Origin of the sequence: Sulfitobacter sp. TBRI5 (assembly GCF_051013555.1) — a bacterium.
Lineage (GTDB): Bacteria > Pseudomonadota > Alphaproteobacteria > Rhodobacterales > Rhodobacteraceae > JL08.
The window spans coordinates 2,941,405-2,954,242 of record NZ_CP112884.1 but is presented as its reverse complement, the minus strand read 5'-3'; the positions used below and the strand labels follow the sequence as shown (position 1 = coordinate 2,954,242).

Annotated in this window: 13 protein-coding genes; 3 read left to right on the top strand and 10 right to left on the bottom strand. The window is 59.0% G+C overall.

Translation table 11 applies throughout. The annotated features are described in order from the left end of the window. Position 1: 1 nt before the first annotated feature. The 5 genes from OLX72_RS14900 to OLX72_RS14880 all read right to left on the bottom strand — a co-directional run bounded on the left by OLX72_RS14900 (position 2) and on the right by OLX72_RS14880 (position 5,879). Entirely contained in the window at positions 2 to 784 is a 783-nt protein-coding gene (locus OLX72_RS14900) for a segregation and condensation protein A (RefSeq protein ID WP_114870544.1), read from the bottom strand. After that, positions 777 to 1,784, bottom strand: coding sequence for a beta-N-acetylhexosaminidase (nagZ, locus tag OLX72_RS14895; protein ID WP_433988986.1), 1,008 nt, complete (start codon positions 1,782 to 1,784; stop codon positions 777 to 779). Before nagZ ends, OLX72_RS14900 begins: the two co-directional genes overlap by 8 nt. Beyond that, positions 1,781 to 2,839 (bottom strand): SPOR domain-containing protein, encoded by a 1,059-nt coding sequence (locus OLX72_RS14890; RefSeq protein WP_433988985.1) that lies wholly within the window; start codon positions 2,837 to 2,839, stop codon positions 1,781 to 1,783. Before OLX72_RS14890 ends, nagZ begins: the two co-directional genes overlap by 4 nt. Before the next feature lie 76 nt (positions 2,840 to 2,915). After that, on the bottom strand, positions 2,916 to 4,661 hold the full coding sequence (gene argS / locus OLX72_RS14885; protein WP_433988984.1) for an arginine--tRNA ligase: 1,746 nt from the start codon (positions 4,659 to 4,661) through the stop codon (positions 2,916 to 2,918). A gap of 66 nt (positions 4,662 to 4,727) precedes the next feature. Next, a complete protein-coding gene (locus tag OLX72_RS14880) occupies positions 4,728 to 5,879 on the bottom strand; it encodes a deoxyguanosinetriphosphate triphosphohydrolase (RefSeq protein ID WP_433988983.1) in 1,152 nt (383 codons plus the stop codon). Positions 5,880 to 5,959: 80 nt separating this feature from the next. Here OLX72_RS14880 and OLX72_RS14875 point away from each other — a divergent pair, with 80 nt between their 5' ends. Beyond that, a complete protein-coding gene (locus tag OLX72_RS14875; RefSeq protein WP_114870549.1) occupies positions 5,960 to 6,283 on the top strand; it encodes a HesB/IscA family protein in 324 nt (107 codons plus the stop codon). A gap of 7 nt (positions 6,284 to 6,290) precedes the next feature. On the opposite strand, the gene OLX72_RS14870 is transcribed toward OLX72_RS14875, so the two are convergent. The 3 genes from OLX72_RS14870 to OLX72_RS14860 all read right to left on the bottom strand — a co-directional run bounded on the left by OLX72_RS14870 (position 6,291) and on the right by OLX72_RS14860 (position 8,903). Next, positions 6,291 to 7,208, bottom strand: a complete 918-nt coding sequence (locus OLX72_RS14870) for a DMT family transporter (RefSeq protein ID WP_433988982.1) — start codon at positions 7,206 to 7,208, stop codon at positions 6,291 to 6,293. Continuing rightward, a complete protein-coding gene (locus OLX72_RS14865) occupies positions 7,205 to 8,281 on the bottom strand; it encodes a DUF6902 family protein (protein ID WP_114872302.1) in 1,077 nt (358 codons plus the stop codon). The genes OLX72_RS14870 and OLX72_RS14865 overlap by 4 nt, the downstream gene beginning before the upstream one ends. A 73-nt stretch (positions 8,282 to 8,354) precedes the next feature. Further along, entirely contained in the window at positions 8,355 to 8,903 is a 549-nt protein-coding gene (locus OLX72_RS14860; RefSeq protein WP_114870551.1) for a DUF6749 family protein, read from the bottom strand. Between the two features lie 377 nt (positions 8,904 to 9,280). Here OLX72_RS14860 and xth point away from each other — a divergent pair, with 377 nt between their 5' ends. Continuing rightward, positions 9,281 to 10,060 (top strand): exodeoxyribonuclease III, encoded by a 780-nt coding sequence (gene xth / locus OLX72_RS14855; protein ID WP_433988981.1) that lies wholly within the window; start codon positions 9,281 to 9,283, stop codon positions 10,058 to 10,060. Positions 10,061 to 10,071: 11 nt separating this feature from the next. Here the strand turns inward: xth and OLX72_RS14850 are convergent, their stop codons facing one another. Together OLX72_RS14850 and dksA are read right to left on the bottom strand one after the other, a co-directional pair. Next, complete coding sequence (locus OLX72_RS14850; RefSeq protein ID WP_433988980.1) at positions 10,072 to 11,202, bottom strand: FAD-dependent monooxygenase; 1,131 nt, start codon at positions 11,200 to 11,202, stop codon at positions 10,072 to 10,074. Between the two features lie 76 nt (positions 11,203 to 11,278). Beyond that, positions 11,279 to 11,701, bottom strand: coding sequence for an RNA polymerase-binding protein DksA (gene dksA, locus OLX72_RS14845; protein WP_114872303.1), 423 nt, complete (start codon positions 11,699 to 11,701; stop codon positions 11,279 to 11,281). Positions 11,702 to 11,891: 190 nt separating this feature from the next. On the opposite strand from dksA, the gene OLX72_RS14840 reads away from it, so the two are divergent. Beyond that, entirely contained in the window at positions 11,892 to 12,731 is an 840-nt protein-coding gene (locus OLX72_RS14840; RefSeq protein WP_114870555.1) for an AAA family ATPase, read from the top strand. The last annotated feature ends 107 nt before the right edge of the window (positions 12,732 to 12,838 follow it).

Sequence of the window (12,838 nt, the reverse complement as noted above, 5' to 3'; positions counted from 1 at the left end):
TCTAATCCCTTTTGCGCAGCTGGATCGGAGCAAACAATTCCGATTGCCTGATTTCCAGGGCGCCTTCTTTTACCAGTTCCAGGGTCGCTGCAAAGGTGGATGCGGTCGCACTGCGCCGGCGTTGGGGATTACTGCTCCAGCCATCCGGCAGGTAACTTGACAGATCGGTCCATTCGCCACCATAGCCGATCAGGCCGCGCATCCGGTCCAGCGCCTGTTCCATGGTGAATACAGCATCGCGATCCATGACATAGGGGCGGAACTCGTCGCGCGTGCGGATACGGGCATAGGCCTGCATCAGGTCCAGCAGCGTCGCGCTATAGCTGACCTTGCGGGTACGTTCGACGGTTTGCGGCACGCCGCGCGCAAAAAAATCACGCCCCAGACGGTCGCGCGCCATCAGCCGCGCAGCAGCATCCCGCATCGCCTGCAACCGTTCCAACTGAAACGCCAGATGTGCCGCCAGTTCTTCTCCTGACGGGCCTTCTTCGGCGGGATCGGGGGGCAACAATAGACGCGATTTCAAAAACGCCAGCCACGCTGCCATCACCAGATAATCCGCGGCCAGTTCGATCCGCAGCACTTTGGCTTTTTCCACGAATTCAAGATACTGACGGGCCAGTTGCAGCACGGAAATCTTGCGCAAATCCACTTTTTGCGTGCGCGACAGTGTCAGCAACAGATCAAGCGGGCCTTCAAACCCGTCAACGTCGACTATCAACGCCTCTGCGGCCATCCTGTCGGATACCGACAGTGTATCTTCCTGAAAACTGTCCTCAGCCATATACCTGCCCGTTCAAAAGCGCTTCAAGCTGGGCTTCACAAGACGCAATGTCAAGCGGCTGGGGCGGCTTTCGTGCGGCCAATGCCGCCTCGGCACGTCTTTGCGCGGCATCGCCCATCTCGCCGGCGGCTTGGGCAACTTCGGCGCGTTCCGCCAGCGTTCCGTTGCAATGCAGAACCACATCGCACCCCGCCGCAATCGCCGCGCGGGACAGATCGCCCAGATTGCCCTTAAGCGCTTTCATTGAAATATCATCGGTCATGATCAGACCGTCAAATCCGATATCCTCGCGGATCAGGCTCATCATGCGGGGCGATATCGTGGCGGGTGCATCATCAACGGCACTGTAAACCAGATGCGCGGTCATCCCCATGGGCAGATCGTTCAGCGCCTTGAACGGCGCAAAATCCCGCGCTTTTAGGTCGTGCAGATCATCATCGACATGGGGCAGATCAAAATGGCTGTCTTGCGTCGCGCGGCCATGGCCCGGAATGTGCTTTAACACCGGCAGAACGCCCCCGTCCAGCAGGCCCTGGGCAACCGCCCTACCCAGTGACGCAACACTGTCGGGATCTGTTCCGTAACAGCGGTTGCGCAGAAACGCGTGGGTGCAATCGGCGGCGACATCCACCATCGGGGCGCAATTGCTGTCGATACCCAGCGCGTGTAGTTCCTGCGCGATCAGGCGATAGCGCAGATACATCGCCTCTTGCGCGTTGTCTTTGGCAAGATGTACGAAATCCAGCGGCGGCATCCAGTCGCGCCAGTGCGGGCGGCGCAGGCGCTGCACCCGCCCGCCTTCCTGATCGATGGTGATCGGGGCATTGCGCCCCACAGCCGCGCGAAAATCATCACACAGGGCGCGCACCTGATCCGGCGTATCGATATTGCGGGCAAACAGGATAAAACCGAACGGGTTAACATCGCGGAACAGGGCAATCTCTTCCGCGCTCAGCCGAAACCCGTCTGCATCCAGAATGCTCGCTCCGAACCGTGTCACCGCGCAATGACCGGAATGCAATCCGCGTTCTCCGCCACAAGTGCGGAACAGAACCGGCGCGCATCGCTCAGGTCTTCAAAGCCGACAGCCCGCAGGCGGTAAAAAATGCGCCCACCACTTGAGGCGCGTTGGATAACGCTTTGTTTATCTTCCATATAGTCCGAAAAATTTCCGGTCAGGCGGCCCCATTCGGATTTTGCCACCTCTTCGCTTTCGAAGGCGCCAAGCTGAACCATGCGTGTGCCGGGGGCGATACTGTCCGCATCCAATGGCTCAAGTGATGTGGCCACGGCTGCCACCTGCACAACGTTTTCCAATTGCGATTGCGTCGGGCGCGGCTTGGGCCGCAGGGAATTTTGTATACCGGATGCATCGTCAACGTCTGGCTCGACCGTTTCTGCAACCGCCGAGGTGATCTCTTCCGCTTCCGCTTCGGGTTCGGCCGCAACTTCGGCAACCGAGGTGACAACGGGCGAACCTGCGGTCGGGGGAACGTTGCTTAATGGCTCTACCCCGTTGGTCAGTTCTGCCACCAGTGCCTCGATGGAACGCGCCTGCGCTTCCTGCTCGGTCAGCGCCGCGGGGGCTTGCGTTTCGTCCGCATCGGACCGCGCTATGGCTTCCGGCTGTTGTTCTTCAGCAACGTCTGGCACGGCGTCAACCGCGCCTGATGCCAGAACGGGTGTATCTTCCGCGGCAAGATCAACTGGGCGCGGCGCCAGAACCAGACGATCTGCCGGCGCTTCTGCCGATCCTTCTGCCGCCACCGAGTTCACGGCCAGCCCCTGATGATCTGCCTGCGCGCCACCCGGATCCTTGGGAGCAATCCGCATTGCGCCTTCAACCGCGCGCACGACAGGAATGCCACTGACGTCCCTGATGAACAGCTTGTATCCCCAAACTCCGATACCCGCGATCAATGCCACCGATACCGCCGCGCCGACAAAATTAGTCAGCTGGCCCAGCGGCTTGGCCGCCGATGTTAAACTTCTGGATGCTGCGTTTTGTAAATCCGAATCGTAAGCGCCTTGCGCGCTTGCCCAATCTGCCGCCATTTTTTGCCTCGCTGCCCAAACGATGCTCTGCCGTTCGGGTCCGGTTACTTGCTCTGTCCCGGCGCGGTGCGTTTTTCTATCGCATTTCCTGTGCCGGATTAACGCCAAGAATACCAAGACCTGACGCAATTACAACGGAAACAGCGCGCGCAAGGGCGATTTTCGCCTGTGACGTGGCCACATCGTCTTCCTGAATGAAGCGCAGCGCGGGTTCGTCATTGCCCCGGTTCCACAAGCCGTGAAGTTCACCCGCAAGTTCATAAAGGTAAAAGGCCACCCGATGCGGTTCATGCGTGCGCGCAGCAATTTCGACCAGACGGGGCCATTCCGCCAGCTTTTTGGCCACTGCCTGTTCCGCCTCGTGCGTCAGGCCGCCAAGATCCGCCTTGGCCAGCGTCGCATCTTCGACGTCCATACCGGCCTCGGACGCTTTGCGCAGCACGCTCATTACGCGCGCATGGGCATATTGGACATAAAACACCGGATTTTCCCGGCTTTGTTCCAGCACCTTGTCAAAATCGAAATCCAGGGGTGCATCGTTTTTGCGGGTCAGCATGACAAACCGTGTCACATCCGCCCCCACCTGATCAACGACATCACGCAGGGTGACAAATGTTCCCGCGCGCTTGGACATCTTGAACGGCTCACCGTTCTTGAACAACCGCACCAGCTGGGTCAGCTTGATATCCAGCGGCACCCGCCCGTCAGACAAGGCCGACACCGCCGCCTTCATCCGTTTGACATAGCCGCCATGATCCGCGCCAAACACATCAATAAGTGCATCGAAACCCCTGGAAACCTTATCATAATGATAGGCGATATCCGGCGCGAAATAGGTCCAGCTGCCGTCCGATTTCTTGACAGGACGGTCCACATCATCGCCATGCGCTGTCGAGCGGAACAGCGTTTGTTCGCGTGGCTCCCAGTCTTCCGGCATTTTGCCCTTCGGGGGTTCCAGAACGCCCTCGTAAATCAGCCCCTTGCCCTCTAGATCGGCGATCGCCGCCTCGATCCGGCCAGTGCCATACAGCGATTTTTCGCTGTAGAAAACATCCATTTCGACGCCCAGCGCCGCCAGATCGGCGCGGATCAGATCCATCATTGCGTCAGTTGCAAAATCACGCACGTCCTGCAGCCAGACCGCTTCGGGCTGATCCACCCAGGCATCGCCAACCTTGTCCTTGAGCGCCTGCCCGACCGGCACAAGATAATCACCGGGATAGGTGCCATCGACAAAGGCCACTTCCTGTCCGTGCGCTTCAAGATAGCGCAGATAGACCGACCGCGCCAAGACATCGACCTGTGCGCCGCCGTCGTTGATGTAATATTCGCGCGTCACGTCAAATCCGGCGAAATCCAGCAGCGATGCCAGCGCATCGCCAAACACCGCCCCGCGCGTGTGCCCGACATGCAAAGGCCCTGTCGGGTTCGCGCTGACATATTCCACGTTCACCCGGGCGCCCTGCCCCATGTCCGAACGGCCAAAGCCGGTGCCAAGATCGAAAACACCGTGAACCACGTCCTGCCAGACCTTGGGCGCAAGGCGCAGGTTCAAAAACCCGGGGCCTGCCACTTCGGCGGTGCTGATCCGGCTGTCGGCCAGCAGCAAGGCCGCCAGAGCATCCGCAATCACACGCGGATTCTGCCCTGCGGGTTTCGCCAGAACCATGGCGGCATTGGTTGCCATGTCGCCATGCGCGCTGTCGCGCGGCGGTTCAACCGTCACATTGGACATGTCCAGCCCATCGGGCAGCGCACCTTGCGCTACCATTGACTGAAGGCTGTCGATGACCAGAAGGCGCAGGTCGGAAAAGATATTCATTGTCGATAGGTTCCTGTTGCGGACGTGCGTCGGGTTTATCAGGCCTGCGGGCCGCGTCAACGCAGCTTAGGGCGTGTCTGCACACAGGCGCGCATGTTCCTGAAGTGCAAAACGATCCGTCATGCCGGCAATATAGTCCGACACAATGCGGGCAAGCGCCACCCTGTCATCGGCAGCCGCCGCAACGTCCTTGTGCCAGCGTTTCGGCAACAGCCCCGGATTCGCCAGAAACATCGGGAACAGGTCTTCGACCACCTTGGTGACTTCGGCGCGTTTGATCATGACAGACGGCGCCCGATACATGCGGGCAAACAGAAATGTGCGGATCTGCTGCAAATCAGCCCACAAACCGGGCGAAAACCGGATCACCGGGCGCCCCAGATGCCGGATGTCACGCACATCCTGCGCGCCCGATTGCGCCAACGCCCTGCCGGATGTTTCGATCACATCCGACACCATCACACCAAAGACCCGGCGCAATGCCTCATGCCGGCGGCGATAGGCGTCTGTGTCGGGGTAAAGCCGGTCGACCTGCGCATAGGCGGCACCGATAATCGGCAGCTCCGCAATCTCGGCCTCGGAAAACAAGCCGGCACGCAGCCCGTCGTGCAGATCATGATTGTTATAGGCGATATCATCCGACAGCGCCGCCACCTGCGCCTCGGCGCTGGCGTGGGTATCCAGCTCCAGATCATGCACCGCGTTATAGCCGGCCAGCGCATGTGGCAGCGCGCCTGTGACCGGACCGTTATGTTTGGCAATCCCTTCCAGCGTTTCCCATGTCAGGTTCAGCCCGTCAAAGGACGCATAGTGCCGTTCCAGCGACGTGACGATCTTGATCGCCTGCGCATTGTGATCAAATCCGCCATAGGGTCGCATCATTTCGTGCAGCGCATCTTCGCCGGTATGTCCGAACGGGGTGTGCCCCAGATCATGCGCCAGTGCGACCGCTTCGGTCAGCTCTGCGTTCAGGCCCAGCGCGCCGGCAATGGTGCGCGCCACCTGCGCCACTTCGATCGAATGGGTCAGACGTGTGCGGTAGTAATCGCCCTCATGCTCAACAAACACTTGGGTCTTGTGTTTCAAACGGCGGAACGCCGATGCATGAATGATCCGGTCCCGGTCCCGCTGAAAGCAGGAACGAAAGGTACTTTCCTCTTCCGGTACGCGCCGTCCCCTGCTGCGTGCCGGATCTGAGGCAAAAGCTGCACTCATCATCACCTCGGTCCTTGTGGCCTGTCCCTTGGGTTTCTATATTGCAGGCACGTCCAAGTTGAAACCGTATCAAGGGCCAGAGAATGCAATTGCCTCCGAAAGTAACAGAACGCGCTTTTGCCCGGCTCGCCGAAATCGGCGCCGCGGATCAGGGTCAAGCGCTGCGCGTCGCGGTTGAAGGCGGCGGATGCTCTGGTTTTCAGTACGAAATCGCACTGGATCAGCCCGCCGAGGATGATCTGGTACTGGAAGGTGCCGGGCAAAAGGTGGTGATTGATACGGTATCCCTACCGTTTCTGGAAAATGCCGTTATCGACTTCAGCGAAGAATTGATCGGTGCCCGGTTCGTGATCAACAATCCCAACGCAACCAGTTCCTGCGGCTGCGGCACATCGTTTTCGATGTAACCCCTACCTATGCGCGGGCAGTGCGCATCCGCTCTGCCCCCGGTGCAAGCTGTTCCCACACCAGAAACAGGCTGGTCAGCACGACAAGTCCGGCCCCCAGATAGGTGCCCGCAGCAGGCACTTCGCCAAAGAAAACGGCACCAAGCAGCACCATCCAGACGAATTGCAGGTTCAGCAAAGGTGTCACCGCATAGGCGGCCAGCAGACGCAACGCGACAACAAGAACCCAGCGCGCCACAAACAGCAGTGTGGCATAGGCAAAAACCCAAATCAGGTCTGCGGGTGGCATCGGCACCCAGACAAACGGCAAGGCCACTGCCATGATCGCGAATACAGCAAGATTGGGATAAAACACCTGCGCCAGCGCATTGTGTTCATACTGCCCGATAAAGCGGGCCATGATCATCGACACAGTTCCCGCCACACTGGCCAGCAGCGCAAAACCGTGCCCGATCGACACCCCCGACAGGCCGGCAGGAAACAGGAACAGCATCCCGACAAAGCCCATGCCCAGCGCGCCCCATACGATTGGTCGCACATGTTCGCCCAAGATCAGACCCGACAGAATGCCTGACAGGATCGGCATCAGCCCGATAAACAGGAATACTTCGGCAAAGGGCAGCGCGCGAAATGCATAAAAGAACGCAGTGCAGGCAATGACCGTTGCACCCGCCCGCACCGCCATTGCGCGCGGGCATCGCGTGCGCAACCCGGCCTGCGATCCTTGCAATTGGTTCAGGGCAACCGACAGCACCACCACGACCAGACCGGAAAGGCAAAACAACTGCGGCGCGGCATAGCCACCCGCGATGAATTTCGTAATCGCATCGGCCCCCGAAATCAATCCGGTATAGATCAGCACCAGCCCGGTGCCCAATCCCGTTGCCCCCAGAAGCGGCCGCCATGACTGCGCGCGCGCACTCATCCCGATACTCCCTGCAGTCCGGTTCTGGCGAAGCCTTCAAAAAACGCATCGAACTTGTCTGTCGATTGCTCTGCTTCGCACAGGATGTCAGTTCCGGTGTCGCTCAGGGCGGCCTGCACGACCTCGCGCATCCTTGTCCAATCGGCGCTGCGCTGGTCATCGAGACGGAACATGCATTCCGACATTTCGCGCAACGGCCCGGCGCAGGGGGGCGCGCGGAAAAAAGCCATACGCGCAGGCTCGGCCGGTTTTGCGAACCTCTTGCGTCCGGAGACCGCCATCAACCAGTTGCAGACAAAATAGTCGTGATAGTCGTCCTGCGCGCTGACATGTGGCCCGGTCTCGACCGAAAAGAGATGGGTTTCCCGTTCCAGCCAGCCTTCCCATATTTGCGAGGGTGTCTGCCCCGCATAGCGCAGCGCCACACAGATTTCAGCCAGCAAATCGGCATTCTGATCCAGATAGGCCAGCAATCCCGCAAACTCGAGACTGGTTATCGCATCTGTGTCCAATAGAGGATCGCGCCGGCCATATTCGCTGAGGTAGAATACCGCGTGTGTCAGCTCGTACGCGGCTTTTTTGTTGGGCATGGCAAATGTTGCATGGCGGGCGATAAAGTGGCGCATCCGCGTTTCCAGGCCTGTGTCATTCGGCAAAGGATCAACACCCCGGCGCATCATTAGGCGGCGTGCTTCAAGGCGTTGCAGATCAGACAATTCGGCTTCTGCCATGCCTTGGCGTGCCACCCAATGCGCCAGCGCCTCGCCCTTGGTGCCGGCCACGCCCAGATCTTCGAGATCCAGACAGATTGACAACAAAAAGCGGTAATATTGCGGGAAAAACCCCATCCGTTTTTCCACCTGCTCGTAAAATCCGCCATGCGCCTCAAGTGCCGACGTGTCCGGGCGGATGCCGGTACATTCCAGAATGTTCAGAAGTTCGGCGTTTTCCTTAAGCCAGTACACATCATCCCCAAACCGGCGGTGCTGTGCAAAGCAGCGCAATGTGGCGGCTATACAGTCCTTCTGGCCTTGGCGCGCAGAGGGGGCGTTCAGTTGGATTACGTTCGACATTTCAATCATCCTTGTCGTTTCGGGCCTTCTGAACGCCCCGCTTCCAGTTTTCACGTCTTCAATTCACGCTGGATCAGGCACCCGATGTGAACATCTCCGTCCGTTCGCCGGTGATTGCAGCGCTTGTGGCGCACGGTGCGGCCCCCGAGGTGAAGAGCTGTGTCGCCTCGCCTGTGGATGCATCGGACGTGGCTGTTGGCGCGGCACCGGATGTGAACATTCCTGTCTCGTCACCGCCAACAACGGTGGCCAAAAGGATTGGCGCAGCCCCCGAGGTGAACATCTGAGTGCCTTCGCCGGTGACAATGTCCGACAAGACAGACGGCGCGGCACCGGACGTGAACAGATAGGTGCCTTCGCCGGTGGCAATGCCGGAGGATGCAGCAGGTGCGGCGCCAGATGTGAACATCTGTGTGCCATCGCCGGTCAGTGCGGTCGCACCACCCATCGGGGCCGCACCGGATGTGAACATTTCCACGCTGTCGCCCATCAGGGCGGTTGCGAACGCAGAGGGGGCTGCACCGGACGTGAACATTTCGGTTCCCGCCCCGTCAAAAAGCGCAGCGTCGCTTTCGATGGTGGCGGCAGCAAAGGTGTCATAGGTTTTCAGTTGAGCTTGCATATGGTCGTCTCCCAAGTTGAATTTACAGCCTCTTCACGCTTGCACGTAAAAGGCGAGTTATAAATAGTATTTTCAACCCTGAATAATTACCTGTCGAGTTATCCTTATCAGCATCGCTGGCCAAACCTATGACTTTGTCATCAAAGAATTTTCTGGTGCGCGCGCGAAAAAAACTTATCCACAAGCCTGTTTTTGCCAGCTTTTTGGGGCGGTTGCGTTGATCAGAGTTTTGATGGCCACGAATCGTGCACAGGTGGCGGCAGACAGCGGACTGCCCGATTCTATCGCCAGCCCCGAACCTGCGACGTGCAACCTGCTCTTGTGACGTCGGGCGGCATCGGCGATACAAGGCGGGCATCTGCCAGACCGGGGTCATCATGAAAATTGCCAGCTTCAACATCAACGGTATCAAAGCGCGCATTGCCGCCCTGCCCGACTGGCTGGACGAAGCCAAACCCGATGTTGTCGTCTTGCAGGAAATCAAAAGCGTCGACGAAGCGTTCCCGCGCGACCTGTTTGAAGACCGTGGTTACAACGTCGAAACGCACGGCCAAAAATCGTTCAACGGCGTGGCCATCCTGTCAAAACTGCCGCTGGAAGACGTTTCGCGCGGGCTGCCGGGGGACGACGAAGATGAACAGGCCCGCTGGATCGAAGCCACGGTCGTGGGCAAACACGCGGTGCGTGTCTGTGGGTTGTACCTGCCCAACGGCAATCCGGCACCGGGCCCCAAATTCGATTACAAACTGGCATGGATGGCGCGGCTGCAACATCGCGCGGCGCAATTGCTGTCTGATGAAATGCCTGCCCTGATGGCCGGTGATTACAACGTGATCCCGCAGGCCGAAGACGCCGCGCGCCCGGATGCGTGGCGCGAGGATGCGCTGTTTCGCCCCGAAAGCCGCGCGGCATTTCAAAGAATTCTGAATCTGGGCTTTACCGATGCGTTCCGCGCCCGCACCCAAGGCCCCGGGCATTACAGCTTTTGGGACTATCAGGCCGGAGCATGGAACAAGAATGACGGCATCCGGATCGATCATTTCCTGCTGACCCCCCAGTGCGCCGATCTGTTGCTGGACTGCCAGATCGACAAGGATGTGCGCGGCCGGGAAAAGCCGTCAGATCACGTGCCAATATGGGTCGAACTTGACGCCTGAACCCAGCGGAATCAAAGACGCGTCACATCGTGGTCGTAAATCCAGGCAAAACGCGCAGACAATCGCGGCCCCATCACCGCCATAGCCGTTTGCGCCAGCCAGCTGACCGGCGGCGCGTAATGAAAAGTGCGCGCATTTCCGGACGCTGCTGCAACAACCCGTGTGGCACGGGGTTGCCGCACCGCCTGATAGCGCGCCAGACCGGCATCAACCGATGTGCTGCCTGATACGCAGCTTGCCAGCACCCACGCATCTTCCAGCGCAAGACAGGCCCCTTGCGCCATGAACGGCAGGGTCGGATGCGCCGCATCGCCCAGCAAAGCCAGCCCGCCCTTGTGCCAGACCTGCGCCACCGGATGCAGATAAAGCGCCCACAAGTGGGTTTCCTGAACCCCCGCCAACAGGTCGGCGGTTGCGCCAGTAAAATCGGCAAACCGGGCGCGCAAATCATCAGGATCGCCGGACAGTCGCCAGCCTTCTTCTGTCCAGTCCGCGCGCTCTTCGACAGCGACGATGTTCATCAAACTGCCGCCGCGCAGCGCATAAGACACAACATGCCGTCCCGGCCCCATTGTCAGAACGGCGTGTGACGGTGCGTCTTGGGGCGAAAACGGCACAACGGCGCGCCAGGCAACCTGCTTTGAAAATTGTGGCGCGGCGTTGCCGTTCAGCGCCGCGCGCAAATTGCTTTGCCCCCCATTTGCGCCAACAACCAGATCAAAACACCCCATCTCCCCAACGCGGCCGGTCTGAAGATCGACATCGGTGATGGCCTGACCCAACTGAAACGTCACACCGGCGTCTGCGGCCCGCGCAACAAGCAGGTCAAGCAGATCCGCACGGTGAAAATACCATGTCGGGCCTGCCTGTGGCGGCGGCACAAACGAAATCCTGTTGGGCCGGCGATAATCGCGCAGTTCTGTGCCCGACGATTGCGCTGCCCCGTCCGGCGTGTCTTGGACGGCCCCCAAGGCGCGCAGCACACACATGCCATTTGCGCTGATCTGCAAGCCGGCGCCGACTTCGCTAAGGGAGGCGGCCTGTTCGAATACTGTGACAGTGGCGCCCCTCTGGGCAAAGGCGATTGCGGCTGCCACCCCGCCGATGCCGGCACCGATCACTGCAACATTCATCGAATTCATTGTCATACTTCTATGGACCATAAAAAAACGCCGCGGCTGTGGCCACGGCGTTCTGGAAATCTACGATCACGCCGGATCAATCGTCGCGGTGAACTTTTTCGCGACGCTCATGTTTTTCCTGTGCCTCAAGGCTCATCGTGGCGATGGGGCGTGCATCCAGACGTTTCAGCGAAATCGGTTCGCCCGTGACCGAGCAATAGCCGAATTCGCCGTCTTCGATCCGGCGCAGGGCGGCATCGATTTTCGACACCAGCTTGCGCTGACGGTCGCGTGTGCGCAGTTCCAGCGCGCGATCTGTTTCCTCGGATGCACGATCTGTCACATCGGGAATGTTGCGCGTGCCGTCCTGCAATCCTTCGATGGTATCGCGGCTGCCCGCCAGCAATTCGGCGCGCCAGTTCAGCAGTTTGCGGCGGAAATATTCAACCTGACGTTCATTCATGAACGGCTCGTCCTCGGCCGGCGTATATTCTTCCGGCAGAATCAAATCCTGTTTCATTTTTGCTCCCACGGTCTTGCGAAGACCTGTCATACTCTATCCTCAGACGGATGGCTGTGTTTGAGGGGCGTTTACCGCACCGTTCGGCAATTGTCACTACACAATCATTTCAAATTGGCCCTGCGATTGCAGCCATGAACAGCGCAGGCTAAGATGCGGCAGAACAGGCATAAAAAGGCACCCAGACCCCATGAAATTCCAAGGTACGGCCGAATACGTGGCCACAGATGATCTGACAATTGCGGTGAACGCGGCAGTGACACTGGAACGGCCATTGCTGGTCAAAGGCGAACCCGGAACCGGCAAGACAGAACTGGCCCGCCAGGTGGCGTCTGCCCTGGGCCTGCGCATGATCGAATGGAACATCAAATCCACCACGCGGGCGCAACAGGGGCTTTATGAATACGATGCCGTCAGTCGCTTGCGCGACAGCCAGCTTGGCGAAGAAAAAGTGCACGATGTGTCCAACTACATCCGCAAAGGCAAGCTGTGGCAGGCGTTCGAGGCCGATGAAAAAGTCGTTCTGCTGATTGATGAAGTCGACAAGGCCGATATCGAGTTTCCCAATGATCTGCTACAGGAACTCGACCAGATGGAGTTTCATGTTTATGAAACCGGCGAAACCGTTACGGCCCGCCATCGCCCGGTTGTCATCATCACATCGAACAATGAAAAAGAACTGCCCGATGCGTTTTTGCGCCGCTGTTTTTTCCATTACATCCGTTTTCCGGACGAACAGACGATGCGCAAGATCGTCGATGTGCATCACCCCGGAATCAAGGATGCCCTGCTGACCACGGCGCTGACCCAGTTCTACGAAGTACGCGAAACCGCAGGGCTCAAGAAGAAACCTTCGACCTCAGAAGTGCTTGACTGGTTGAAACTGCTTCTGGCCGAAGACCTGAGCGCTGAAGATTTGAAGCGCGATGGTGCCAATGCGCTGCCGAAACTGCACGGTGCCCTGCTCAAGAACGAGCAGGATGTGCATCTGTTCGAACGTCTGGCGTTCATGGCGCGCGGACAGCGCTAGGGGCCCGGTTTTTCGCGATATCCATGCTATGATCTGGTCGCCTTGCGCGAACTGAGGTATTCGAAACCCAACAGAGCGACGTGCAGGAATTGCCACATCCGCTTTAA

Excerpts from the sequence above, each read along its gene's own strand:
- OLX72_RS14850 (WP_433988980.1), bottom strand. The coding sequence starts at position 11,202 with ATGAATTCGATGAATGTTGCAGTGATCGGTGCCGGCATCGGCGGGGTG.
- OLX72_RS14860 (WP_114870551.1), bottom strand. The coding sequence starts at position 8,903 with ATGCAAGCTCAACTGAAAACCTATGACACCTTTGCTGCCGCCACCATC.
- dksA (WP_114872303.1), bottom strand. The coding sequence starts at position 11,701 with ATGAAACAGGATTTGATTCTGCCGGAAGAATATACGCCGGCCGAGGAC.
- OLX72_RS14890 (WP_433988985.1), bottom strand. The coding sequence starts at position 2,839 with ATGGCGGCAGATTGGGCAAGCGCGCAAGGCGCTTACGATTCGGATTTA.
- OLX72_RS14865 (WP_114872302.1), bottom strand. The coding sequence starts at position 8,281 with ATGTCGAACGTAATCCAACTGAACGCCCCCTCTGCGCGCCAAGGCCAG.
- OLX72_RS14880 (WP_433988983.1), bottom strand. The coding sequence starts at position 5,879 with ATGATGAGTGCAGCTTTTGCCTCAGATCCGGCACGCAGCAGGGGACGG.
- OLX72_RS14875 (WP_114870549.1), top strand. The coding sequence starts at position 5,960 with ATGCAATTGCCTCCGAAAGTAACAGAACGCGCTTTTGCCCGGCTCGCC.
- argS (WP_433988984.1), bottom strand. The coding sequence starts at position 4,661 with ATGAATATCTTTTCCGACCTGCGCCTTCTGGTCATCGACAGCCTTCAG.
- OLX72_RS14840 (WP_114870555.1), top strand. The coding sequence starts at position 11,892 with ATGAAATTCCAAGGTACGGCCGAATACGTGGCCACAGATGATCTGACA.
- xth (WP_433988981.1), top strand. The coding sequence starts at position 9,281 with ATGAAAATTGCCAGCTTCAACATCAACGGTATCAAAGCGCGCATTGCC.
- OLX72_RS14900 (WP_114870544.1), bottom strand. The coding sequence starts at position 784 with ATGGCTGAGGACAGTTTTCAGGAAGATACACTGTCGGTATCCGACAGG.
- OLX72_RS14870 (WP_433988982.1), bottom strand. The coding sequence starts at position 7,208 with ATGAGTGCGCGCGCGCAGTCATGGCGGCCGCTTCTGGGGGCAACGGGA.